This window comes from Pantoea folii, from assembly GCF_056678875.1.
The window spans coordinates 1-24,458 of record NZ_JBWXON010000005.1; the positions used below are offsets into that span (position 1 = coordinate 1).

At 56.2% G+C, this 24,458-nt stretch carries 25 protein-coding genes; 22 read left to right on the forward strand and 3 right to left on the reverse strand.

All coding sequences use genetic code 11. From position 1 onward, the window contains the following. Window positions 1-101: 101 nt before the first annotated feature. The 3 genes from AC1MDE_RS07760 to AC1MDE_RS07770 all read right to left on the reverse strand — a co-directional run bounded on the left by AC1MDE_RS07760 (window position 102) and on the right by AC1MDE_RS07770 (window position 2,337). Window positions 102-272, reverse strand: a complete 171-nt coding sequence (locus AC1MDE_RS07760; protein ID WP_167347096.1) for a hypothetical protein — start codon at window positions 270-272, stop codon at window positions 102-104. A gap of 159 nt (window positions 273-431) precedes the next feature. Further along, window positions 432-1,928: a SulP family inorganic anion transporter gene (locus AC1MDE_RS07765; RefSeq protein WP_058959628.1), complete on the reverse strand. Its 1,497-nt coding sequence runs from the start codon at window positions 1,926-1,928 to the stop codon at window positions 432-434. Between the two features lie 151 nt (window positions 1,929-2,079). Then, window positions 2,080-2,337 (reverse strand): biofilm/acid-resistance regulator YmgB/AriR, encoded by a 258-nt coding sequence (locus AC1MDE_RS07770; protein WP_034820289.1) that lies wholly within the window; start codon window positions 2,335-2,337, stop codon window positions 2,080-2,082. A gap of 485 nt (window positions 2,338-2,822) precedes the next feature. Between AC1MDE_RS07770 and AC1MDE_RS07775 the strand changes: the two genes are divergently transcribed. The 22 genes from AC1MDE_RS07775 to AC1MDE_RS07880 all read left to right on the forward strand — a co-directional run bounded on the left by AC1MDE_RS07775 (window position 2,823) and on the right by AC1MDE_RS07880 (window position 24,186). Beyond that, window positions 2,823-3,254, forward strand: a complete 432-nt coding sequence (locus AC1MDE_RS07775) for a MarR family winged helix-turn-helix transcriptional regulator (protein ID WP_479398246.1) — start codon at window positions 2,823-2,825, stop codon at window positions 3,252-3,254. A gap of 2 nt (window positions 3,255-3,256) precedes the next feature. Further along, window positions 3,257-4,936 (forward strand): efflux MFS transporter permease, encoded by a 1,680-nt coding sequence (locus AC1MDE_RS07780; RefSeq protein WP_480344457.1) that lies wholly within the window; start codon window positions 3,257-3,259, stop codon window positions 4,934-4,936. Continuing rightward, a complete protein-coding gene (locus AC1MDE_RS07785) occupies window positions 4,933-6,021 on the forward strand; it encodes an HlyD family secretion protein (protein ID WP_058959625.1) in 1,089 nt (362 codons plus the stop codon). The genes AC1MDE_RS07780 and AC1MDE_RS07785 overlap by 4 nt, the downstream gene beginning before the upstream one ends. Further along, complete coding sequence (locus AC1MDE_RS07790) at window positions 6,018-7,388, forward strand: efflux transporter outer membrane subunit (protein WP_480344458.1); 1,371 nt, start codon at window positions 6,018-6,020, stop codon at window positions 7,386-7,388. Before AC1MDE_RS07785 ends, AC1MDE_RS07790 begins: the two co-directional genes overlap by 4 nt. A gap of 231 nt (window positions 7,389-7,619) precedes the next feature. Next, the gene (locus tag AC1MDE_RS07795; RefSeq protein ID WP_097119582.1) at window positions 7,620-8,012 is read left to right on the forward strand and encodes a hypothetical protein; all 393 of its coding nucleotides are present in this window, start codon (window positions 7,620-7,622) and stop codon (window positions 8,010-8,012) included. Between the two features lie 197 nt (window positions 8,013-8,209). After that, window positions 8,210-8,941 (forward strand): beta-ketoacyl synthase chain length factor, encoded by a 732-nt coding sequence (locus AC1MDE_RS07800; protein WP_058959623.1) that lies wholly within the window; start codon window positions 8,210-8,212, stop codon window positions 8,939-8,941. Then, a complete protein-coding gene (locus AC1MDE_RS07805; protein WP_058959622.1) occupies window positions 8,931-9,731 on the forward strand; it encodes a lysophospholipid acyltransferase family protein in 801 nt (266 codons plus the stop codon). Before AC1MDE_RS07800 ends, AC1MDE_RS07805 begins: the two co-directional genes overlap by 11 nt. A gap of 3 nt (window positions 9,732-9,734) precedes the next feature. Next, window positions 9,735-9,992, forward strand: a complete 258-nt coding sequence (locus tag AC1MDE_RS07810) for a phosphopantetheine-binding protein (protein WP_034820252.1) — start codon at window positions 9,735-9,737, stop codon at window positions 9,990-9,992. Window positions 9,993-10,003: 11 nt separating this feature from the next. After that, the gene (locus tag AC1MDE_RS07815; protein ID WP_058959621.1) at window positions 10,004-10,258 is read left to right on the forward strand and encodes an acyl carrier protein; all 255 of its coding nucleotides are present in this window, start codon (window positions 10,004-10,006) and stop codon (window positions 10,256-10,258) included. Window positions 10,259-10,266: 8 nt separating this feature from the next. Next, on the forward strand, window positions 10,267-10,827 hold the full coding sequence (locus tag AC1MDE_RS07820; protein WP_480344459.1) for a COG4648 family protein: 561 nt from the start codon (window positions 10,267-10,269) through the stop codon (window positions 10,825-10,827). Further along, complete coding sequence (locus AC1MDE_RS07825) at window positions 10,824-12,152, forward strand: AMP-binding protein (protein WP_480344460.1); 1,329 nt, start codon at window positions 10,824-10,826, stop codon at window positions 12,150-12,152. Before AC1MDE_RS07820 ends, AC1MDE_RS07825 begins: the two co-directional genes overlap by 4 nt. Further along, window positions 12,139-12,486, forward strand: coding sequence for an ApeI family dehydratase (locus AC1MDE_RS07830; RefSeq protein WP_058959618.1), 348 nt, complete (start codon window positions 12,139-12,141; stop codon window positions 12,484-12,486). The genes AC1MDE_RS07825 and AC1MDE_RS07830 overlap by 14 nt, the downstream gene beginning before the upstream one ends. Then, on the forward strand, window positions 12,480-14,174 hold the full coding sequence (locus tag AC1MDE_RS07835; RefSeq protein ID WP_480344461.1) for a glycosyltransferase family 2 protein: 1,695 nt from the start codon (window positions 12,480-12,482) through the stop codon (window positions 14,172-14,174). The genes AC1MDE_RS07830 and AC1MDE_RS07835 overlap by 7 nt, the downstream gene beginning before the upstream one ends. Beyond that, on the forward strand, window positions 14,167-14,583 hold the full coding sequence (locus AC1MDE_RS07840) for an acyl-CoA thioesterase (protein WP_480344462.1): 417 nt from the start codon (window positions 14,167-14,169) through the stop codon (window positions 14,581-14,583). Before AC1MDE_RS07835 ends, AC1MDE_RS07840 begins: the two co-directional genes overlap by 8 nt. A gap of 17 nt (window positions 14,584-14,600) precedes the next feature. Further along, window positions 14,601-15,191 carry an outer membrane lipoprotein carrier protein LolA gene (locus AC1MDE_RS07845; RefSeq protein ID WP_182059005.1) on the forward strand — a complete coding sequence of 197 codons (591 nt, stop codon included), beginning with the start codon at window positions 14,601-14,603 and terminating at the stop codon, window positions 15,189-15,191. Beyond that, window positions 15,157-17,478 (forward strand): MMPL family transporter, encoded by a 2,322-nt coding sequence (locus tag AC1MDE_RS07850; protein WP_058959614.1) that lies wholly within the window; start codon window positions 15,157-15,159, stop codon window positions 17,476-17,478. The genes AC1MDE_RS07845 and AC1MDE_RS07850 overlap by 35 nt, the downstream gene beginning before the upstream one ends. Next, complete coding sequence (locus tag AC1MDE_RS07855) at window positions 17,475-18,050, forward strand: DUF3261 domain-containing protein (protein WP_034820211.1); 576 nt, start codon at window positions 17,475-17,477, stop codon at window positions 18,048-18,050. Before AC1MDE_RS07850 ends, AC1MDE_RS07855 begins: the two co-directional genes overlap by 4 nt. After that, the gene (locus tag AC1MDE_RS07860; RefSeq protein WP_058959613.1) at window positions 18,047-19,204 is read left to right on the forward strand and encodes a beta-ketoacyl-[acyl-carrier-protein] synthase family protein; all 1,158 of its coding nucleotides are present in this window, start codon (window positions 18,047-18,049) and stop codon (window positions 19,202-19,204) included. The genes AC1MDE_RS07855 and AC1MDE_RS07860 overlap by 4 nt, the downstream gene beginning before the upstream one ends. Beyond that, window positions 19,197-19,670 carry a hotdog family protein gene (locus AC1MDE_RS07865; protein ID WP_034820205.1) on the forward strand — a complete coding sequence of 158 codons (474 nt, stop codon included), beginning with the start codon at window positions 19,197-19,199 and terminating at the stop codon, window positions 19,668-19,670. The genes AC1MDE_RS07860 and AC1MDE_RS07865 overlap by 8 nt, the downstream gene beginning before the upstream one ends. After that, on the forward strand, window positions 19,667-20,398 hold the full coding sequence (locus AC1MDE_RS07870; protein ID WP_034820202.1) for a 3-ketoacyl-ACP reductase FabG2: 732 nt from the start codon (window positions 19,667-19,669) through the stop codon (window positions 20,396-20,398). Before AC1MDE_RS07865 ends, AC1MDE_RS07870 begins: the two co-directional genes overlap by 4 nt. Beyond that, complete coding sequence (locus tag AC1MDE_RS07875) at window positions 20,398-21,630, forward strand: beta-ketoacyl-ACP synthase (protein WP_058959612.1); 1,233 nt, start codon at window positions 20,398-20,400, stop codon at window positions 21,628-21,630. The genes AC1MDE_RS07870 and AC1MDE_RS07875 overlap by 1 nt, the downstream gene beginning before the upstream one ends. A 357-nt stretch (window positions 21,631-21,987) precedes the next feature. Next, on the forward strand, window positions 21,988-24,186 hold the full coding sequence (locus tag AC1MDE_RS07880; RefSeq protein ID WP_480344463.1) for a TonB-dependent receptor: 2,199 nt from the start codon (window positions 21,988-21,990) through the stop codon (window positions 24,184-24,186). The last annotated feature ends 272 nt before the right edge of the window (window positions 24,187-24,458 follow it).

A 24,458-nucleotide genomic window follows, 5' to 3' on the forward strand; every position in this document is an offset into this window, starting at 1 on the left:
CTGCTCATCTGCTCATCTGCTCATCTGCTCATCTGCTCATCTGCTCATCTGCTCATCTGCTCATCTGCTCATCTGCTCATCTGCTTTGGGCGCGATAAGTCTCAAGCTTGCGGTTGCCCTACGGGGCCTTTACTCATCGGGCCGCCCGGAACAGGTTGCTCTGTGGGCACATTCGGACGACCATCAGGCCCAATTGGCCTGTCGGATTGCTGGCAACCCATCAGCGAGACCAGACAAGTAATAATCAGCATTCCACCGAATAAACTCTTCATTAATCACGTCCTTTATTTGGGCAACCGAGCGTTGCTTCCTAAGCGTAGTCGATATATCGCTGACGAAAGCCCATAAAAAAGCTGCCATCTCGTTGGAGATGACAGCTTAGAGAAAAATCAATCTGGACGAAGTGACTCAAACTCACTTCATTGAAATCATCACCCCAAATTACCGCTCAGGCGATCGCGGAAATCGCTACTGCGGTTATCCAGCCCGATGACGGTGACTGTCGCACCGTGACGTTGATAGCGGTATTCAATGGCATCCAGTGCCGCGACGCTGGATGCATCCCAGATTTGTGCATGCGTCAGGTCAATGGTGACAACTTTTGGATCGTGTCCGTAATCGAAATGTTCGAATAAATCATTGCTGCTGCCAAAGAACAGCGGGCCGCGCACCGTGTAATAGACCTGTTCACCGTTATCGCTTAACTGGCGTTCAGCATGGATAACATGGGCAATACGGCGTGCAAACAGCATCATGGCGAGGATCACGCCAATCAAAACGCCCAGCGCCAGGTTGCCAGTCCAAACGGTGACCACAACCGTCAGGGCCATCACCGAGGTTTCTGACCACGGCATACGTTTTAGCGTGGCGGGTTGCAGGCTGTGCCAGTTAACAGTTTTCACCGCGACCACCATCATGATGGCCGCGAGGACCACCATAGGAATCTGCGCCATGATCTGGCTCAGTCCGGTGACCAGCAGCAACAGCACAATACCCGCCGCAATGGTTGAGATGCGCGTGCGTGCTTTGCCCAGCTCAACGTTAACAATGGTCTGACCGATCATGGCACAGCCAGCGATACCGCCATAAAAACCGGCCAAAATATTACCGACGCCGAGTGCCCAGGACTCGCGGCGCTTACCTGAAGGCGTATCGGTAATATCGTCCACCAGTTTGGCGGTGAGCAGAGATTCCATCAAACCCACGAAGGCGATACTCAGCGCGGTAGGCCAGACAATCTGTAACGTCTGTAAATTAAACGGCACCAGCAGCGTGGTAAATCCGGGCAAGCCTGAACTCATTGGCCCTTCATCGCCAACGTTAGGCACGCGATAACCCAGCAACAACGCCACCCCGGTGACGACGACAATGGCGACCAGCGGTGACGGGACGCTTTTCAGGATTTTGGGTAACAGCAGCACAATCGCCAGGGTCACGGCAAACAGCACCCATACCAATCCCGATTGCCCCCAGACGTGGGGAACCTGCGCGAAGAAAATCAGAATGCCCAACGCATTCACAAAGCCCAGCATCACTGAACGCGGAATATAGCGCATCATGCGGGACAGCCCGGCAAGACCAAAAATAATCTGAATGATACCGCCGAGAATGACCGCAGGAAGAATGTATTCAACCCCATGCGCGTGGACCATCGGTCCAATCACCAGTGCCACCGATCCCGCTGCTGCCGTGACCATGGCTGGGCGGCCACCTAAAATCGACAAGGTCAGACACAGCACCACCGAGGCAACCAGACTCACTTTGGGATCGACACCCGCAATAACAGAGAAGGAGATCACTTCGGGGATCAGTGCCAGAGCGGTAATCACCCCAGCCAGACACTCACGGGTAAGCAGCGCAGGCGAGCGTAAAACGCTGCCCACGGTAATATCGTTCGCCGCAGGGGCGTGTTCTGTAGATGGGCTCATAAATGTGCAGGCTCTTTAATTATTTTGCGCATACCGTCACGGCATGGCAGCAACCAGTTGGACACTAAACGCGGGTGATGTTAGCGGGCATTGAGGGATGAAGCTAGCGGGAGAGCGAAGAAGAGAGTGATTCCGTCCCTGGAATCCGATATTACACCGAGAGATCGTCAGGTGTTTTGTTAACCACCAGTTCGAGAAGATGACGATAAATATCCAGTTGGATCACATCACTTTCCATCTCAAGGCGATTAATCAGCGAAGCGATGATGGCTTTATTGGTGACCGGCATTCCGGCTTGCAGGATTTCAGCGATGATCTGCCCGAAAACTTCCATCTCGGTGCTGTCGCTGTTACCGGCGAGTTTAAAGTAGTCAGCGATAGCGTCACTGCTGGTGGCGGCGTTTTGCATGTATGAAGCCCTTCAGATCGGTCTGATGGCAACCTGGCCTTCAGTTCCATGATGAAAAACTTACGCGCGGACAGGCGCGTAAGACCCAAACTCATCAACCAACGCAAAAAAGACACCTCTGAAGGTGGAAATCCAAAAACACCTTCAGAGGCGACGCAAAGTGCATCATTCGTTACGGAGCCAGTCGCTGGCTCACGGGAAGTAAACTTATACAATGAACCCTAACTTGTACAATGATATTTTTGAGGAATTTGTGCTTATTGTTATTTATCAGCGATTTAAATGATTTGATTTACACGAAACTTATACAAAATAGCTGTACATGGATAGGCTTTGTGGCAAGCCGCATCTATTTGAGAACAGAGTGGAAGGGCTGAGGCGCGCGAACTACAGTGCTAATGTAAGCAAACTTTTCATCAGGCTGACACTTTGTTTATAATAACGCACTTGTTTAGTTAGGTCTCTAATCATTAGGCTACTACGTTTTGAGTGACTATCCGCAACCTTTTTCGCGTTTATTACATCTTACGGCACATGCATGGCGGCTGGCAGTCGATCGTCGCCTTAAAGAGAGTGGCTTAAGTATGAGCAGTTGGATGGCCATCGCCACAGTGGCCACGGCCATGGAGCCGCCGACCCAGAAAGCGCTGGCCCAACTGTTGGGATTAGAAGAAGCGAGCGTGGTGCCACTGGTAGATCGACTGGTAAAACAGCAGTTACTGGCGCGCGTGCAGCCGAAAGAGGATCGCCGTAAACGCCTGCTGGTGTTGACCGAGCAGGGCGGCGTCGCATTTGCTGAAGTGAAAACCCAGGCAGACAGCTTGCGCGCACAGTTGCTGGCAGACATCGATCCTGAAGCGCTGGCAGTGACCGAGAAGGTTTTGCAACAGCTGCTGGCTCGACTGGGAAGTATCTAATCGTGGCAAAACGCAATCCTTATGCACAACGTGAATGGCTGCCTCATGAAAAACCGATGCTGCCGGGTTCACCTTCCACCCCAATCCACTCGCCCTCAAAGCGCGTGGCGTTTGGCATTATTGGACTGCTGATCTCCATCACCGGCGCGCTCAGTAATGCGCTGGTGACGGCCAATCTTACCAATCTTCAGGGCACCTTTGGCGCTTACAGCAATGAGATTGCCTGGCTGCCGGCTGTCTACGTGATGGGCAACATTTCCATCAACCTGCTGCTGGTTAAATTTCGTCAGCAGTTTGGCCTGCGGCTGTTTACCGAAGCTTTTCTCGTGCTTTACGTCATCGTGGCGTTCTTCCATATCCTGGCCAACGATCTCAGTTCCGCCATTATTGTGCGCACCGCTCACGGGATGGTGGGCGCGGCGCTAAGCTCCCTTGGTATCTATTACCAAATTCAGGCCTGGCCGGCGAAACACCGACTCAAAGCCCTGGTGATCGGCATTACCGCATCGCAGTTGGCGATCCCGCTCGCCCGTTTGTTCTCTACCGAATTGCTCCAGCTGGAAGAGTTGCGCGGTCTTTATCTGTTTGAGTTAGGGCTGGCGATGATAGCGCTCGGTTGTGTTTTGGTGGTGAAGTTGCCGCCGGGCGATCGTATCAAGGCCTTTGAAAAGATGGATTTTGTCACCTTTATCCTGCTGGCACCCGGCATGGCACTGCTGTGCGGCGTGCTATCGCTGGGCCGCATCGAGTGGTGGTTTACCACGCCGTGGTTGGGTATTTCATTAGCCCTTTCGTTGGTGCTGATTGTTGCGGCAGTGGTGGTGGAACATAACCGCGCGAATCCGCTGATTAACACCCGATGGTTAAGCAACGGCATGATTGTACGACTGGGCATTGTGATGATCATGATGCGTATTGTGTTGGCCGAGCAAAACACCGGCGCGGTGGGCTTCCTGCAACAGCTTGGGTTGCTGAATGACCAGATGCGTGGCCTGGCTTTAGCGATTATCGCTGGGGTGATTTTTGGCATGATCGCCAGTGCATTGACCATCAAACCGACGCATTTCAGTTGGCCGATCGTCACCTCGCTGGTGGTGATGATCATCGCCTCGTACATGGATGCACAATCCAGCCCAGTGACACGCGGCAACAATTTGTATGTCAGTCAGTTTTTACTCGGCTTTAGCAGCGCGTTCTTCCTCGCGCCCGCGATGCTGTTAGGGATTGGCGGTGTGGTGACGCAGCCGAAAAATCTGGTGAGTTTTGTGGTGCTGTTTGGCATGAGCCAAAATCTGGGCGGGCTGATTGGCTCGGCTATACTCGGCACCTTCCAGACGTGGCGGGAGAAGTATCACTCCAGCCTGCTGGGCGATCAGCTGTCACAGCTCGATCCCAATGTCATCGAGCGCCTCAGCCAATACAGTTCACTGTTTAGCAGCCAGTTGCCCGACAACGTTCTGCTCAGCGCGCAGAGCAGCAGCCAGTTACAAGCTGTGGCCACACTCCAGGCTAACGTGCTGGCCTACAACGACACCTATTTATTGACTGCCGCGATGGCGCTGATCACCCTGATGTGGGTGCTGTGGCGATTGACGCGGCTGCGTTATATCAACTGGCGTCAGGCACGCCATAATTTGACGGAACAGCGTCAGCAAGCTTCAAACCCGACGGAGAATTCATGAGCCAACAGGACGATATTCAGGCTGCGGAGCGCGAACGCGCCAACCGCCGACGCATTCTTTCCATCGCTTTCGGCAGCGGCATCGTGATCGTTGGCGTATTGGTGATTTTATACGCCTGGCAGCTGTGGCCGTTTACCAGCACGATTCAGTCAACGGAGAACGCCTATGTGCGCGGGCAGGTCACCTTTATCAGCCCACAGGTCAGCGGCTATCTGACCGACGTGAATGTGGTGGATTTACAACCGGTCACCAAAGGGCAGTTACTGATGACCATTGACGATCGTATCTATCGCCAGCGCGTGCATCAGGCGCAAGCGCAGCTGGATATGAAAATCGCTGCGCAAAACAATAACCAACAGCAACGCCGCAGTGCGGAAGCCAATATTCTCAGCAATAAAGCTGCGCTGGAGAATGCCAAAGCCCAGGCGCTGAAAAGCAGCCTTGACCTGAAGCGTGTAGAAAATCTGGCGGCCGATGGGTCGCTCTCCGTGCGTGAACGTGACGCAGCGCGTGCCGCTAACGCGCAGGCGCAAGCGCAACTTCGCCAGGCAGATGCGCAGGTTGCGGTATCGCAGCAGAGTTTACAAACGGTCATCGTGAATCGCGGTTCCCTGGAAGGCGATGTAGCCAGTGCCAAAGCCGCGCTGGAACTGGCCAATATCGATCTGGCCAATACACGTATTATCGCGCCCGACAGCGGACAGCTGGGACAATTGTCGGTGCGTAAAGGGACCTATGTCACGGCGGGCACGCGCCTGACATCAGTGGTGCCGGATAACAAATGGGTGATTGCCAATCTGAAAGAAACACAGCTGGCACGTGTGCGTCCAGGATTACCCGTGACGATTCGGGTTGATGCACTGGACGGCAAGCGTTTTGACGGCCGGGTTGAATTTATTTCCCCCGCTGCCGGTTCGGAATTCAGTGCAATTTCACCGGACAATGCCACCGGTAACTTTGTGAAGATCGCACAGCGTATTCCGGTACGTATTCAAATCCTCGGCGATACTGAAGAATTGCGTCCCGGCATGTCGGTTGAAGTCAATATTGATACTGCAGCAGAGCCGCACAAGGATGTGCCATGAAGCGGTTAATCCTCACCTCGCTGATGACGTTGATGGTCAGCGGCTGCGCGACAGAAGTGGAAAAGGCCCCATCATCCTTACCGATCCCAGACAGTTGGCGCCAGCAGGTTGGCCCGTCGGCAGCTCCCGAAGCACAGTGGTGGCAACGCTTTGGCGACGATAACCTTAATCATTTAGTCAATCAGGCATTGCAACATAACAGCGATATCCTGATTGCCCGTTCACGGGTCGATCAGTACCGCGCGCAATTGCGTGCTGCGCAGGGGGATAATTTCCCCACGCTATCCGCCGGGGTTGCCGCCACACATCAGCGCGCATTGTCGGCAGTAACCGGGCAACCGTATGAGAATGCCGTCTTCCAGGGACTGTTGCAGGCAAACTATGACGTAGACCTCTGGGGCAGTCGCAGCAACAGCATTCTTGCTTCGCAAGCGTCTCTGGATGCCCAGCGTGCTGCAGCTTCAGCGGCTGAATTAACGGTTGCCAGTTCGGTGGCCTCCGGTTACCTCAGTTTGTGCGCGCTGGACGAACAATTGCGTGTCACCGAAGCGACGCTGGCCACGCGTGAAAACTCGTTAAATCTGGCGCAGCGCCAGTTTGAAACCGGCTATACCTCACGACTGGAGTGGATGCAGGCGGCTTCGGAATATCAGACCGCCAAAGCGCAGGTGCCGCAGTTACGGCATCAAATCGAACAACAAGAGAATGCACTCAGCGTGCTGGTGGGCATGAATCCGCGCGAGATTGCCCGTACCCGCAACTTCGACCATATCAAACCGCAGACGCTGCCGGCGTTGTTGCCGTCTCAGCTGCTCAACCGCCGCCCGGATATCGTGCAGGCACAGCGTCAGTTGATTGCCGCGGATGCCTCGCTGGCTTCGGCGCAGGCCGATTTATTGCCTTCACTTAATCTGACGGCGACCGGCACGCTGCAAAGTTTTCAACTGCATCAGTTACTCGACAATCCCTTCCGCCTGTGGAGCATTGGCGGTAGCATTCTCGCACCACTATTAAACCGCGAAGCACTGACGGCGCAGGTGGATGTGGCGATGGCCGCACGTAACCAGGCGCTTTATGGCTATGAGAAAGTGGTACGCGGTGCCTTTTCAGATGTGGATAACGCGTTGGATGCCATTCGCCGCAGTGAGGAACAGCTGACGGAATTGCAGAAGCAAGAAGGCTATGTGACAGAAGCATACCGCATCGCACGTAATCGTTATCAGAACGGTTATGCCTCTTATCTGGATGAACTGGACGCGCAGCGCACCTTGTTTAACACTCAGCTCAATATTGTCTCAGTGAAAAACACTCTGTTGCTCGCACAAATCGATCTTTACCGATCGCTCGGCGGCGGCTGGCAGGGCTAAACATCATGCCTCAAGCCGGTTTTGCGGCAGATTTTACGCTGTAAACCCGGCAATTTCTGCTTTTGCCATGAAATGAGGCGCTGCTTAAGTCATTCGTGCTTTTTTTTACTTGTCTTTACATATAGTGGTATTATTCGCGCGCTTTACAAAGTCTGAACGGATCAGTGCAAGTTCAATTACGCACACGGTCGCCATTTGTGGTGATTGGCTACGACAGGGGAAACAAAGGAAATGATGAATAAAAAAGCGGCGCTTGCCTTAATCGTGACAGCGGCATTAATGACGGGTTGCGCACCGCGCACCGCGCCCATTCAGAACGTGAGCCAGACCGTTGGGCAAAGCTACACGGATAGTCAAATGCAGCGCGCCATTGTTGAAGCCGGTGCGGCCAACCACTGGGTGATTTCCCCGGCAGGCCCGGGCGTGATGAACGGTAAGCTGTCCGAGCGCGGTCATACGGCCGACATTCGCATCACATATGCTGCAAACAGCTACCGCATTGATTACGTGAGCAGTACCAATCTGAAAGCGGGCAGTGGCCAGATCCATCGTAACTACAACCGCTGGATTCAGAATCTGAACCAGGGTATTCAGACGCGTCTTGCGGTTCAGGCCGTAAAATAAGCGCCATGCGTGATCGCTGACATAATGTTTTAAAGAAAGCGCTAACGCTGCCGAAAGAGAAAACAGGCGGGCCACGTGCCCGCCTTGTTAATCGGCGACATTCGCATGAGACGGATGACGGACTCGAACGCAAGCAGGGAAGGGATGCCGCACAGCGAAAATCTGACCATCCCTGAGGCTGAAGAAAGAATACAGGTATGAAACTCGCTTACACCCTGGTTGACTGGCACGCGATTGCACCAGGTCACAGCACTGCCGATGAGTGGCAGCACTGGGCCGGACAGCAAACCGCGTTGGACGCCACCCTACCGATCGCCAAACCCCAATTTTTGCCGATGATGACTGCACGCCGCCTGAGTGCGGGCAGCCGTGCGGCTGTGGAGAGCGGGCTGGCGCTACTGGCACGTCAAACGGTGGATGCCATTGTGTTTACCAGCCGCCACGGTGAGCTGGAACGTAATCTGCGCATACTCACGGCGTTAAAAGATCAGCAGGCGCTCTCTCCGACCGATTTTGCCATGTCCGTACACAACTCTGCGGTGGGTAGCTTAACCATTGCGGCGCGACAGCCGCTGGTTTCTTCGTCAATTTCAGCGGGCATGGACAGTTTTCAACAGGGTTTGCTTGAGGTCGCGGCTTTGCATCAGGCGGGCTACGCGCAGGTGCTGCTGGTGGATTTTGACGGCGTAGTACCTGCCTATTATCAGCCGTGGCTACCCGAAATTGACCGCTTAAACGCCCCTTACGCGGTGGCTTTGTTGCTGCAATCTGGCAATGAGTGGCGCTGCACAGCAGAGCCCGCGCGCCCCGCAGCCGAGACTTTGCCGCAAAGTCTGCAATTCCTGCAGGCGATGTTGCAAGGTGACGAACGAATGACGATTGCCGGTGAACGTCACCTGTGGCACTGGGAGCGTCATCATGGCGGATAATTCGTTAGCCCTGCGCTGGCGTGCTGGCTGCAACTTTTACTGGCGACTGGTGATGACTGCCGTGAGTTTTACGCTGTTCAGCGTGGGCGGTCTGCTGCTGTCTGTGACCTGGTTTAACCTGCTGTTGCTGATTCAGCGCGATGGCCTGCGTCGTCGTCAGATTGCACGCAGCAGCATTGCCTGGAGCTTCCGCTGTTTCCTGCGCTTTTGTCGCTTTGTCGGTGTTTACGATTATCAGATCATTGGTGCCGAGCTACTGCGCCAGGATCGCGGCTGTCTGATCGTCGCCAATCATCCTTCGTTAATTGATTATGTGATGATTGCTTCGGTGCTTCCGGAGATGGATTGTCTGGTCAAAGCCGAACTGCAGCACAACATTTTTTTTAATGGCGTCATCAAATCTGCCGATTACCTGATTAACAGCGAAGCCGATACCTTGCTGCCCGATAGCCAGCAGCGTTTAGCGCGCGGCGATACCATCCTGATTTTTCCTGAAGGGACGCGTACCCGTTATGGTGAACCGTTAAAGCTGCAACGCGGTGCCGCCAATATCGCGGTGCGTGCCGGATGCGATCTGCGCGTGGTACATATCAGCTGCACCCAGCGTATGCTCGATAAGCAAAGTCGCTGGTATCAGATTCCGCTGGTTAAACCCGTTTTTACTGTACGCGTAAAATCGCGTATTGATAGCCAGGCGTTCAGTGAAGCCGAAGAAGATGCGCAGCCGCTCGCCGCGCGTCGCCTGACGCGTCACTTGCAACAGGCACTGGTCCCTGAAGAGACAAAGTAAGTTATGCAAGCACTGATTGACGACATCAAACTGATGATTATCGACACGCTGAATCTGGAAGATATCAGCCCGGACGATATAGAAACCGACGCACCCTTGTTTGGCGAAGGGTTGGGACTCGATTCAATCGATGCCCTTGAGCTGGGACTGGCGGTGAAAAATCGCTTCGGCGTACAGCTTTCCGCAGAAAGCGAAACCTTACGCGCGCACTTTTTTTCCGTGGCCACGCTGGCCGCGTTTGTTGAACAACAGCAAGCCTGAGAACAGTCAAGATGATGAATAAAGACGAAATTTACCAGGAAGTGGCCTCGCTGCTCACCTCGCTGTTTGAAATTGATGCCGATGATATCCGCCCGGATGCCCGTTTGTATGAAGATCTCGAACTCGACAGCATTGATGCGGTCGACATGGTGGTGCACCTGCAAAAACGTACCGGCCGTAAAATCAAACCCGAAGCCTTCCGTGCCGTTCGCACCGTGCAGGATGTGGTGGACGCTGTCGTTCAACTGATGCGCGACGAAGCCTGATTCCCGGCATGACAGCATTTCTGCGCCTGTTAAATGGTCTGGCCCTGCTGGCCTGGCCGTTTCTGGTGTGGCTTGCCGTCACCCATCCGCAATGGCGTGGTGTGATTGCTCTGTTAGCCCTGCTGTTTGGCTGGCGCATCTGGCAGTTACGTCATGTGCAGGGCGCGATGGGGCGGGTGATGCTGTCGCTGGCGCTGGTGGGGACCTTACTGTGCCTCGCCAGCATGCTGTTGCGCAGTCAGCATTTGTTGCTGTGGTATCCGGTAGTCGTGAATGGGCTGATGCTGCTGCTGTTTGGCACATCTTTGTGGAGCCCGATGCCGCTGGTCGAGCGTTTAGCGCGGCTGCGTGAAGCGGATTTGCCCGCGCGGGCCGTGCGCTATACGCGGCGCGTGACACAGGTATGGTGTGGTTTTTTCATTTTTAACGGCAGCGTGGCGTTGGCCACTTGCCTGCTCAATGATCTCTCGCTGTGGACACTCTGGAATGGGTGCATCAGCTATCTGCTGATGGGCACGCTGATGGGCGGCGAATGGTTGCTGCGTCAGCGTATGAGGAACAAGGCATGAAGGTGGTGAGTATCCGCGACTGGCTCGAAGCGCCGGATCGTGTCGTGGCCTGGCAAGGGCAGCAACAGCATTGGTTATCGGAGATGCGTCAGCAGGTGCTGGCGTTAGTGGAAACAGTACAGCGCCTGCCGGGCCAGCATTGGGCGTTATGCTTCGATAACAGTTATCACTTTACGGCTGCGCTGCTGGCGTTATGGCACGCCGGTAAAACACCGGTGATCCCCGGACATTGTCGGGCCGCGCAGCTGGAAGAGATGGCAGAACAATTGGATGGCGTGATCAGCGATATGCCGCTGGCGGTGTCCCTGCCACAGTTGCGCTGGGACGGTGCACTGGCGCTGGGCGAACTGCCTGCCATCGCCGAAGATGCCGAACTGGTGCTGTTCACCTCCGGCTCCACCGGCACGCCGCGTCGCGTGGTGAAATCACTGCGTGCACTCGATCTTGAAGCGCAGTGGCTGGCAGCGTTATGGGCCGACCGTCTGCAGCAATGCCACGTGATTGCGTCAGTGAGCCATCAACATCTGTATGGCCTGACGTTTCGCATTGTGTTGCCGATGGCGCTGAGCTTGCCACTTGCCGCTCAGCAAATTTTTTACGGTGAACAGCTCGCCGATCAGCGTCGCGATCGTCGCTACGCCTTTATCAGTAGCCCGGCTTTTTTGCGTCGCCTGGATCCTGCCCTCGATGCACCTTCATGTGCGCTGATTGTTTCGGCTGGCGGGGCTTTGCCCTGGGCTGATGCACAGCACGCTCAGCGCGCCTTTGAGTGTGCGGTGGATGAGATTTACGGCAGCACCGAAACCGGCGTGATCGGCTGGCGCTGTGCGCAGGAAGAAAACGCCCCGTGGCACTGTTTTCCTCAGGTCAGGCTGGAGCGGCAGGCATCTGCTGAATGGCGGGTGTTTTCGGCGTTGCTGGAAACCACTGAGGGTTGGCCGCTCGACGATCGGATTGTACAACAGCCCTCCGGCACGTTTCAGCTGGCGGGCCGTCAGGATCGGGTGGTGAAGATCGAAGATAAGCGCGTTTCACTCAGTGAGATCGAGCGAAGACTGCTGGCCTTACCCGGCGTAGAAGACGCGGCCGCTCTGGCGATTCAGCGTCACGGACGCCAGGCGATTGGCGTGGTGCTGGCTTTGCCGGACACGCTGGATGCCGCAACGCTGACCCAACGTAAGAAACAATGGAAAATCGCGCTGCAACCCTGGCTGGAGCCGGTTGCCATGCCGCGCTACTGGCGCGTGGTCAACGCGATTCCGGTTACGGCGCAAAGCAAACGCGCCTGGCCCCAAATTGAGGAACTGTTTGATGTTGCCGGTTGAACTCAACGCCCTGCAGCAGGGCGCAACACTGACGCTGCGCCTGCATGCTGCCGCGGATCTGTTTTGGTTCCGCGGCCACTTCCCGACCTTACCGATTTTACCCGGCGTGGCGCAGCTCGACTGGGCTTTACATTACGGCCTGTCACGCCTGGCCATCGGTAAACACTTCCGTTCAATTGAGAACATCAAGTTTCAGCAGCCGGTGCCGCCTGATGCGGAGCTAGAGCTGCAGCTGAGCTGGCAGGAAGACAAATCACTGCTGAGCTTCAGCTACAGCCTGATTTACGCGGACAGCACTGAGATTGCCAGCAGCGGGAAGATTCGCCTGTGCTGAATGTGCCTTTCAAACCCTGTGTTTTGATTCCCTGTTACAACCACGGCGCCATGCTGGCCTCGGTGCTGGCGCGGCTGGCTCCCTTTAATCTGCCGGTGATTATCGTCGATGACGGCAGTGATACGCAGACTCAGCAGCAGATCGCTGACCTTGAGGCTCCACAGCTGGATATCCTCACCTTACCGGTTAATCAGGGCAAAGGTGCGGCGGTGATCGCCGGGATGCGCCGGGCCGCCGCAGCAGGATACAGCCACGCGCTACAACTCGACGCGGATGGTCAGCATCAGGTGGAAGACACGCCGCGCATGCTGGCGGAAGCGGAAAGCCATCCCGATTGCCTGATCTCCGGCCAGCCTGTTTACGATGATTCCATTCCGAAATCCCGCTTGTATGGCCGTTACATCACCCATTTTTGGGTGTGGATTGAAACGCTCTCCTTCTCGCTAAAAGACAGCATGTGCGGTTTCCGCGTCTACCCGCTGCGACCTTCATTGGCACTCTGCGATCGCCACCCGATTGGCCAGCGCATGGATTTCGACACCGAAATAATGGTGCGACTCTACTGGCAGGGCACGCCGAGCCGCTTTATCAGCACGCGCGTCACCTATCCGGAAAGTGGCCTGTCACATTTTGATGCCTTGCACGACAACCTGCGTATCTCATGGATGCACACGCGCCTGTTCTTTGGCATGGTGCCGCGCATCCCACAGTTACTGAGCCGGGGTAAAACGGCGCAGCACTGGGCCGCCACGCCAGAGCGTCGGGGTCAGAGCGGGTTGCGTTTTATGCTGTGGTTGTATCGTCGCGCCGGGCGGCTGCCGTTTGTGCTGTTGCTATGGCCGGTGGTGGCGGTTTACTGGTTGAGCGGACGTGAGGCGCGTGCCGCCTCTCAGCAATGGCTGACGCGGGTGCAGGCAGAAGCCAGTAAACAGCAGATTGCCCTGCCGACGCCGATCAATAGCTATCGCCACTTTCTGCGCTTTGGTTACAGCATGCTGGACAAAGTCGCCAGCTGGCGCGGAGAGGTGCAGTGGGGACGCGATATTGATTTTGCGCCGGGTGCCGAAGCGGTCATCCGTGCTGCGGAGGGCAAAGGACATTTGATCCTCGCGTCGCATCTGGGTGATATCGAAGCCTGCCGCGCGATGGCAAAGCAGGTCAGTGGGCTGGTGATCAATGCGCTGGTGTTTACCGATAACGCCCAGCGCTTTCGCGAGGTGCTGGAGAGCATTGCACCGCAGGCCGGGGTGAATCTGATGCCGGTCACCGATATCGGCCCGGATACCGCCATCCTGCTGCAGCAAAAACTGGATGCCGGGGAATGGGTGGCGATTGTCGGCGATCGTACCGCCGTGCATCGTCAGCGCGGGGGCGAACGCCGCGTGGTGTGGAGTGCATTTATGGGCCGTCCGGCACCGTTTCCGCAGGGGCCTTTTGTCCTGGCCGCCGCCTTACGCTGTCCGGTGCTGTTGATGTTTGCCTTACGGGAACATGGCAGACTGCGCGTGCATTGTGAACCCTTTGCCGATCCGATCCTGCTGCCGCGAGCCCAACGACAGGCGGCGCTGCAGGCCACGGTGGATCGCTATGCCGAACGACTGCAGCAGCATGCGCTGATGGCGCCGCTGGACTGGTTTAACTTTTACGATTTCTGGACGTTACCAGAGGAGAAGAGCCGCGATGAGTGAACATATCTGGCGCGCTGAGGTTGAATTAACCGTGTCGTTCCACGACTGCGACCCGATGGGCGTGGTGTGGCACGGCAACTATTTCCGCTTTTTTGAAGTGGCGCGTGAAGCGCTGCTGCGCAGCATCAACTACAGCTACGGTGAGATGACCGCCAGCGGTTTTGTCTGGCCAGTGGTAGATACGCGTGTCAAATATCGCCAGCCGTTACGCTGTGAAGAGGTGATCCGCGTGGAAGCCCGCATAACCGAATACGAAAACCGCCTGCGTATCGATTATGTGATCCGCAATGCCGCGGGCCAGATCACCACCAAAGCACACACGCTGCAGGTGGCGGTCGATGCGGCAAGTCAGGAAATGAATTACGTTTCACCCGATATTTTATTTGAACGCCTGGGAGTCAAACCGTGATCAGAACTCTTTGTCTGATGCTGACGTTGCTGTGTGCCAGCGCACAGGCCATCACGTTGGATCAGCTGCAGCAGCGTTTTGCCAGCCAGCCGGTGATCCGCGCCAACTTCGAGCAGGTGCGTACCATTTCTGGTATGTCGCAGCCGCTGGTGTCGCGTGGCCAGTTATTAATCGCCCAGCAACAAGGTTTGTGGTGGCATCAGGCCACGCCGTTTGTGATGACCTTGATTCTCGATGATAAACGCATGGTGCAGAGCATGAGCGGTCAGCCGCCGCAGGTGATCACCGCCGACAGTAACCCGCAGATGTTCCAGTTCAACCATCTGCTGCGCGCCTTGTTCCAGGCCGACGAAAAGGTGCTGCGTGAGAATTTCGAACTCGATTTCCATGATAAAGGGAATGACCAGTGGCAGCTCAGCCTGACGCCTAAGGCGGCACCGCTGAACAAAATCTTCAATCGCATCGATCTACAAGGTGCAGCCTTCCTTAACAGCATTACGCTGGATGATAAGCAGGGCGATAAAACCGCCATCACCTTAAGTGATACCCGCACCGAGCCGAAACAATTGACTGATGAAGAGCGAGCGCGTTTTGCCCCAGCGCAGTGAGAAAACCGCTGCGCTGCTGTGGCTGGCGGTTTGCCTGGCATTGGCGGTGGCACTGGCCATCCTGTTGCCGCGCAGCCAGCTGAACAGCAGCGTGCTGGCTTTACTGCCGCAACAAAATCTGGGGCAAGCGCCGGCAGAGATTCAGCAAGGGTTTATGCAGCGGCTGGATCGTCAGCTGGTGTGGCTGGTGAGCGCCGATAACGATCACGGCGATGAAGCGGCAAAGTGGTGGCAAGCGCAGCTGCAGGCGCTGCCGATGCTGAAACAGGTGAGCGGTGCGCTGGATGATGACCAGATGCAGCGTTGGGGCACTTACGCTTTCCAGCATCGCAATGGCCTGATCGATCCGTTGACGCGCGCCCGTCTGCAAAACGGCGGTACAGCACAAGCCGACTGGATTCTGGCGCAACTGTTCTCAGCGTTTGCCGGTGTGAGCAGTAAAGAAATTCAAAACGATCCGCTGATGCTGGTGCGTGGCGCGCAGCTGGCACTGCAGCAGAATGCCAGCAAAATGGTACTGCATAATGGCTGGTTAACCGTGAATGACGCCCAGCAGCGCCGCTGGTATTTCCTGCACGGTGAACTGGCGAGAAATGCCTTTAGCATTCAGCAAAGTCATCAGTTGGTGACCGCCCTCAACCAGCTTGAACAGCAGTTAAGAACGCGCTGGCCAGATGCGCAGCTGTTAACGCGTGGCACAGTGCTGTTTAGCGATGATGCCAGCCAGCGCGCGCAGCATGATGTCGAGACGCTCGGCAGCGTCACACTGGCCGGCTTGCTGCTGCTGGTGTGGCTGGTGTTCCGCTCGCTGCGACCGCTGGCGCTGTGTGCGCTCTCGGTGGCGATAGGCGCGATGGCGGGTACGGTGCTGACCTTGATCTGTTTTAGTGAGCTGCATCTCACGACTTTAGTGATGAGCCTCAGCATTGTCGGCATCTCTGCCGATTATACCTTGTACTATCTGACGGAACGCATGGTACACGGCGAACAAAACACGCCGTGGCAAAGCCTGCATAAAGTGCGCGCCACGTTACTGCTGGCACTGGGCACCACGGCGATTGCCTGGTTGCTGATGCTGCTGGCACCGTTCCCCGGTTTGCGCCAACTGGCGGTGTTCGCCGCCAGCGGGTTAAGTGCATCTTGCCTGACGGTGATCTGTTTTTATCCATGGCTGGTGCGCGGCCTGCCGGTGCGACCGATTCCCGGTATGGTGTGGCTGGCGCGCTGGTTAGCGGCATGGCGTCGCAACACGCTGTTAAAAGTTGGATTGCCGCTACTGGTGGCGATCTATGCATTGAGCGGCATGATTCAGCTGCGCGTCGATGACGATATTGCTCATCTGCAGAGCGCTCCGGCTAAATTACTGGCACAGGATCGGCAACTGGCACAGCTGACGGGACAACAGGCCGACCAAACCTGGTTCGTGGTGTGGGGGGATAACGAGCAGCAGGCATTGCAACGTCTCAGCGCACTGACACCCAAGCTACAACTGGCGCAGCAGCAGGGCTGGATGGCGGGTTATCGCGTATTGCCGCTTAATTCGCTGGATCAGCAACAGCAGGATCTGCAGCTGTTGCAGCAGGCTGCGCCGAATATCCTGACGCGGTTAAAACAGGCGGGCATCACATTAGCCAATGCCGATCTTGCTGCGATGCCAGTCAATGCCGATGACTGGCTGGCAAGTCCGCTTAGCGAGGGCTGGCGTTTGCTGTGGTTGTCGCTGCCGGATGGACGCAGCAGCGTGCTGGTGCCGGTCAATGGCGTGAAAAACAGTGCGGCGTTATTGGATTTAGCTACGCAGCAGGCGGGGGTGAGCTGGGTCGATCGCAAAGCCAGTTACGATGAGCTGTTCCGCTTTTGGCGTACGCTGCTGAGTGGCCTGTTGGCGCTGGCGTTGTTGCTGATCACCGTCAGTTACATCGTGCGCCTTGGCCTGCAAGCGGGTTTACGCAGCGCCTTGCCTTCCTGGTTGTCGCTGGCGGCAGCGCTGGCAACATTAGGCTGGATTGGCGCCAGCCTGAACTTATTTGCCTTGCTGGCGCTGATTCTGGTACTCGGTATTGGCATCAATTACACGCTGTTCTTCAGTAATCCACGCGGGACGCCGCTGACCTCGATGCTGGCGGTTACGCTGGCGATGATGACCACTCTGCTGACGTTGGGCATGCTGGTGTTCAGCAGCACAACGGCGATCAGTGGTTTTGGCACCGTGCTGTGCAGCGGGATCTTTTGTGCATTCTTGTTAGCGCCGCTGGCGCTGGCACCAGGGAAAAGGAAGCAACGATGAAAACAGGTGCTTTGTTGTTGATGCTGAGCCTGCTGTTAAGCGGTTGTGCGCAGCATGACAGCGCATCCAATCGGCCCACCGCGTGGCTGAAACCGGGCGTGCGCGTGACTTTGCCTGCGCCGGGCATTTCACCCGCGTTTCAGCAGCAGCAACTGCTGACCGGCCACGCCAAAGGTAAAACCCAGTCACTGCTGGTGCTGTTAAGCGCCGATTCACAGCAAATCAGCCTGGCGGGTTTGTCCTCGCTGGGCATTCGCTTGTTCCGTGTGACCTATGATAAAAACGGGATTCATACGCAGCAGATGATGGCGCTGCCAGAAATGCCGCCAGCCAGCCAGGTGCTGGCGGATGTGATGCTGAGCCACTGGCCGCTCAGCGCATGGCAGCCGCAGTTGCCGCCAGGCTGGCAACTGGTCGACGAGGGTGATCGTCGTGAGTTGCGCGATCCTGCCGGTAACGTGGTGACGTTGATTCGCTATCTGCAACGGGGAACCGTACGTGAACCGATCAGCATCGACCAGCGCGCCTTCGGTTATCAAATTCAAATTCAGCATCTGGACGCATCTTCATGATCTACATTTCGGCGTTTGGCATGGTGAATGCGCTTGGCAACTCACTGGAGCAGATTGCCGCGCAGTTAACCTCAGGCCACGCACCCGGCATGCAGCCGCGCGAAGGCTGGTTGCAGCAAGGTAAAACCTGCTGGCTGGGCGAGGTGCCGGGCGAACTGCCAGCTGTGCCCGCCGCACTCGCCGCGCATAACACGCGCAATAATCAGCTGCTGCTGGCGGCGCTGGCGCAGATCCGTCCGGCTGTGGATGCGGCGATTGCCCGCTTTGGTCGTGAACGTGTCGCGGTGGTGCTGGGCACTAGCACCTCGGGCGTGGACGAAGGTGATCGTCAGGTTGACAGAGGCTTACCGGGTTACGATTACCGCATGCAGGAGTTGGGCGATCCGTCGCGTTTCCTGGCGCACTACCTTGAACTGGACGGCCCGGCGTACACGATTTCTACTGCCTGTTCCTCCAGTGCACGCGCGTTGATCAGTGGACAGCGCTTGATTGAGGCCGGTCTGGTGGATGTGGCGCTGGTGGGCGGTGCGGATTCATTGAGCCGCATGCCAATAAACGGTTTTGCCAGCCTGGATTCGTTATCCGAACGCCAGTGCGCACCGTTCAGCGCAGAACGTGACGGTATTTCTATCGGTGAAGCGGGGGCGCTGCTGCTGCTGACGCGTGAGCCGCAGTCGCTGGCGCTGCTTGGTGCGGGTGAGTCATCAGACGCCTGGCATATGTCGGCTCCGCATCCAGAAGGCATTGGCGCCGAGCAAGCGATGAAGATGGCGCTGAAGCAGGCCCAATTGCAGCCGCAGGATATCGGCTACATTAATCTGCACGGCACCGCGACACCGCTCAACGATCAGGTCGAGTCGGACGTGATTCATCGTTTGTTTGGCGATAGCGTGCCTTGTAGCTCCACTAAGCACCTGACGGGCCACACGCTCGGCGCGGCGGGTGCGACCGAGGCGGCGCTGGCGGCACTCATCGTGCAGCAGAATCTGGCGTTACCGGCGCAGGATTTTAGCGCCACTACCCTGGATAGCACGCTGCCGGTTTGCGGACTGCTGACTTTGCCACAGCCGCTGGCGCGTCCCATCATCGCCTCAAACTCTTTTGCCTTTGGCGGGAACAACACCTGCCTGATTGTAGGAAAGCCTGATGACTGATTTTCTGCCGGTGGGCGACTATCTGCCGCACCGTGCACCGATGCTGCTGCTGGATCGCGTGATTCAGGTCAGCGATGAGCGTGTGGTGTGTGAAGTGACCATCAACCACCAGGGCGTACTCGCGCCGTTTCTTAATGCGCAGGGCGAGCTGCCCGCGTGGTTTGGCGTCGAGATCATGGCGCAGACCGTTGGCGTCTGGTCTGGCTTTCATGCCCGACAGCGCGGCGATCGGAATATCCGCCCCGGCATGTTACTGGGGGGACGCGGCTATCGTGCCGCTGCTGCCACCTTTGCCGCAGACAGCACGCTGCGGGTGGAGATGCATCTGCTGATGCGTGACGACAAGCTCGGTAGCTTTGAAGGTGAGATCCGCAGTCAGGACGCGGTCCTTGCCAGCGGTCGGCTGAATACCTATCAGCCGGATGAACAGGAACTTAATCAATTACAACAAGGGATGCAGCCATGACGCGCAGCGTATTAGTGACCGGCGCCAGTAAAGGGATTGGCCGCGCCATTGCGCTTCGCCTGGCGCAGGATGGTTTCAACGTGGTGGTGCATTACCACCGTGATGCAGCGGGTGCACAACAGACGCTGGCGGACATCACGAATGCGGGCGGAGTGGGGCGCACTCTGCAGTTTGACGTGGCCGATCGCGAAGCCACACGCACGGCAATTGAAAACGATATCGCCGAACACGGCGCCTATTACGGCGTAGTGAACAATGCCGGTATTACGCGTGACGGCGCTTTCCCGGCCCTGACCGAAGATGAGTGGGACAGCGTGATCCACACCAACCTCGACAGCTTCTACAACGTGATTCATCCCTGTGTGATGCCGATGATTGGTCTGCGTAAAGGCGGCCGAATCGTCACCCTATCCTCGGTGTCCGGTATCATGGGCAATCGCGGTCAGGTGAATTACAGCGCGGCCAAGGCAGGGATTATTGGTGCCACCAAAGCGCTGGCCATCGAGTTAGCAAAACGCAAAATCACCGTGAACTGTATCGCGCCAGGTTTGATTGACACCGGCATGACGGATCTGGAGCCGATGGTGATCGACGAAGCGCTGAAAATCATCCCGATGAAACGGATGGGCGCGGCTGAGGAAGTCGCCGGGCTCGCCAGCTATTTGATGTCGGATATTGCGGGCTACGTAACGCGTCAGGTGATTTCAATTAATGGAGGTATGCTGTGATGCAGCGGGTCGTGGTAACCGGAATGGGGGGCGTCACTGCCTTTGGTGAAAACTGGCCAGCGGTGGCTGCGCGCATTAAGCAGGGGCAAAATGCAGTGCGTAAAATGCCGGAATGGCAGATTTACGACGGCTTACACACCTTGCTCGGTGCCCCGGTCGATAACTTCGAACTGCCTGCGCACTACACGCGCAAACGCATTCGTTCGATGGGGCGAGTGTCGCTAATGGCGACGCGCGCCACCGAGTTGGCGCTGGAACAGGCCGGCTTGATCGATCACCCGGTGCTGACCAGCGGGGAAACCGGTATTGCCTATGGTTCATCTACTGGCAGCACCGGCCCGGTCAGTGAATTTGCCACCATGCTGACAGAAAAACATACCAACAACATTACCGGCACCACCTATGTGCAGATGATGCCGCATACCACGGCGGTGAACGCCGGGCTGTTCTTTGGCCTGCGCGGCCGGGTGATCCCGACTTCCAGCGCCTGCACCTCGGGCAGCCAGGCGATTGGCTATGCGTGGGAAGCGATCCGCCATGGTTATCAAACCGTGATGGTGGCGGGCGGTGCGGAAGAGTTGTGTCCTTCCGAAGCGGCGGTGTTTGACACGTTGTTTGCCACCAGCCAACGCAACGATGCACCGCATTCTTCACCGTCACCTTTTGATCAGCATCGCGATGGGTTGGTGATTGGCGAAGGCGCGGGAACCTTGATCCTCGAATCACTGGAGCATGCCCAGGCACGCGGCGCCACCATTTACGCCGAACTGGTGGGTTTCCACACCAACTGTGATGCGGCGCATATTACCCAGCCGCAGCGTGAAACCATGCAGATCTGCATCGAACGCGCGCTGAAAACGGCGGGTGTGACGCCGGAGCAGATTGGCTATATCAACGCCCATGGCACGGCCACCGATCGCGGCGACATCGCTGAAAGTCAGGCCACCGCGGCGATTTTTGGCAATGACACGCCAATCTCCTCGCTGAAAAGCTATTTTGGTCACACGCTCGGTGCTTGTGGTGCACTGGAAGCCTGGATGAGCATTGAGATGATGCGAGAAGGGTGGTTTGCGCCCACGCTGAATCTGACGCAGCCCGCCGCAGAGTGTGGCGATCTGGACTATATCATCGGCGAATCACGCTCGATCGATACCGATTATATTCAATCCAACAACTTTGCCTTCGGGGGTATCAACACCTCGCTGGTGTTTAAACGCTGGCGCGACGCCTGAATTCCCGACTGTCAGCGGCTTCAATAAGTGAAGCCGCGACGCCTAAATTCCCACACAGTCAGCGGTTTCAATCAACGAAGTCACAACGCCTAAATCCCCCAGACTGACGGCGGTTTCAATAAACGAAGCCGCGGTACTCTTATTTTTACCGGCCTTAAATCCCCACATTTTCTGAGTGAAATTACAGTGGTCAGGGCAATTAGCGCAGGGTGTTTTCGTTTTCTTAACAAATAAGCGCATCTGACCACGCTGAGTTGAGGAAGTTCAGCGATTTTGCTTGCTTTCGTAATAACACTCCGCATAATCGCAAACCGTAATAAAAATGATTATCAATATATTTCGTATCAGGGGATATCCATGCGTACTTCGCCTTTCAATCCCGGACTGAAACCGACGCTGCTTGCTGTTCTGGTCAGTGCCGGTTGTTTGCCAGTGATGGCTGCTACCACCAACACCACAACGTCTTCAACCGCGGCCAAAAACGAGCAGCAGACGCTGACCGTAACCGCGACGCCACAAGCTGACTTCAAATCCGGCGGCAATGATTTAGTACCCGCGTACCTCGACGGGCAAATCGCCCACGGCGGCCGCCTCGGCATGCTAGGTGAGCAGAATGCGATGGACGTGCCGTTTAACGTCATCGGCTTTACCTCGAAAATGATTCAGGACCAGCAGGCAAAAACCATCGCTGATGTCGTGCGTAATGACGCAGGCGTTCAGAATGTTAAAGGCTACGGTAACTTTGCCGAGGCTTATCGCATCCGTGGCTTTGAATTGGATGGCGACGACATGACCTTCGGTGGTCTGGCAGGCGTGGTGCCGCGTCAGGTGATGGACGCTTCCCTGATTGAACGCGTCGAAATTTTCAAAGGCGCTAACAGCCTGGTCAACGGCGCGGCGTCATCTGGCGTCGGTGGCATGATCAACCTGGAGCCGAAGCACGCGGAAGATGCGCCGATTACCCGCGTTGGCGTGGATTACACCTCTTCTTCTCAGGTCGGCGGAACGCTGGACGTGGGTCGTCGTTTCGGTGATAACAACCAGTTTGGCGTACGTTTCAATGCAGTTCATCGCGAAGGTGAGACTGGCGTCGATGGTGAAAAGAAACGCACCACGGCAGCATCATTGGGCCTGGATTATCGTGGCGATCGTCTGCGCACCTCGCTGGACGTGGGCTATCAGAAAAAGACCTATCATGATGCGCTGCAGGGCGTGAAATTCGGCGACTTCATCCCAGAGGTTCCCTCCAATTCGCACAACTACAGCCAGAAATGGGTGTATAGCGATATGGAATCCGAATTCGGAATGGCGAAAGCGGAATACGATATCACCGATAGCTGGACGGCCTATGCCGGACTGGGTGCACAGCACGCCCACGAAACCGGTAACTATGGTTCGCCAACGGTTACCGACACTAATGGTGATGGCACTATCAGCAGTTTCTACTCCAACCGTATTCAGGACAACATGAGCGGTATGGTGGGTCTGCGCGGTGATTTCCACACCGGTTTCGTCAGTCATAAAGTCAATGTGGGCTATTCAGCATTAACCACCAATGCCAAAAACGCCTACAACATGTCGCTGGTCGGCACGCCGTTCAACATTTACAACAGCGGCGATGTTGCAGAGCCGGCAGCGACCTTCGCCGGTGGTAAATTCTCAGACCCGCTGACGACAGCCCGCACACGTACGCAAGGTTATCTGCTGAGTGACACATTAGGCGTGTTTGACGATACGCTGCTATTCACCGTGGGTGCGCGCCATCAGAAAGTGGTAGTGCGTAATTATGCTTACGGCACAGGCGCGGAAGATGTTGCGTCTCGCTATACCAACGATCGCTGGATGCCAACGTATGGCGTGGTTTATAAACCATGGAAAGAAGTTTCCTTCTACGCCAACCATACTGAAGCCTTACAGCCAGGCAGCGTGGCACCAAATACCGCGACCAACTACGGCAGCGTGACCGGTGTTGCCCACTCTAAGCAAAACGAAATCGGTGTTAAAACTGACTTTGGCCGCGTGGGTGGATCGTTAGGTCTGTTTGAAATTAAGAAACCATCAGGCCTGTTAAACAGTGACGGCGCCTATGTGATGGATGGCGAGCAGCGTCACCGTGGGCTGGAAGCCAACGTCTTTGGTGAGCCGGTTCTGGGTCTGCGCTTAAATGCCAGTGCGACCTGGATCGATCCAGTGATGACGAAAACCTCCGGCGGCACCTATGATGGCAAACAGGCTATCGGTGTGCCTCGTTACAACTATGTGTTGGGCGCGGAGTATGACATCAAGCCGGTTGATGGTCTGACTGCCACAGCAATGCTGAACCACTCTGGTTCGCAGTACGCTAACTCAGCCAATACGTTGAAGCTGGATAGCTATACCACGCTCGATTTGGGTGTGCGTTACCGCATGAAGGTCAGCCAGAACGATCTGGTCTGGCGCGTGGGTGTGGATAACGTGACCAATGAGAAATACTGGGCCAACGTCGATGGTACCGGCACCTATCTGGTGCAGGGCGACCCTCGCACCTTGAAAGTCTCCATGAGCTACGATTTCTAATCCGGCTCTTAACAGGGACGCCATTGCGTCCCTGTTGTCATTTCATACTGAAATAATTCTGTACCTTGCCACGCATTCCATTACACTCAGTGCGGCAATCCCGCGCACAAAAGTTTTTGTTATTGAGTCGACATGAGTTCACCCGCGCCACCTGACGATCACGACGAGCCTTTACGACAATCTCTGGATGATGCGCACTTCGCTATTGTGGTACTTGCAGTGACCTCTGTTACCCTTATAATCTTCGTCCTGATGGTGACGTTATGGATGAG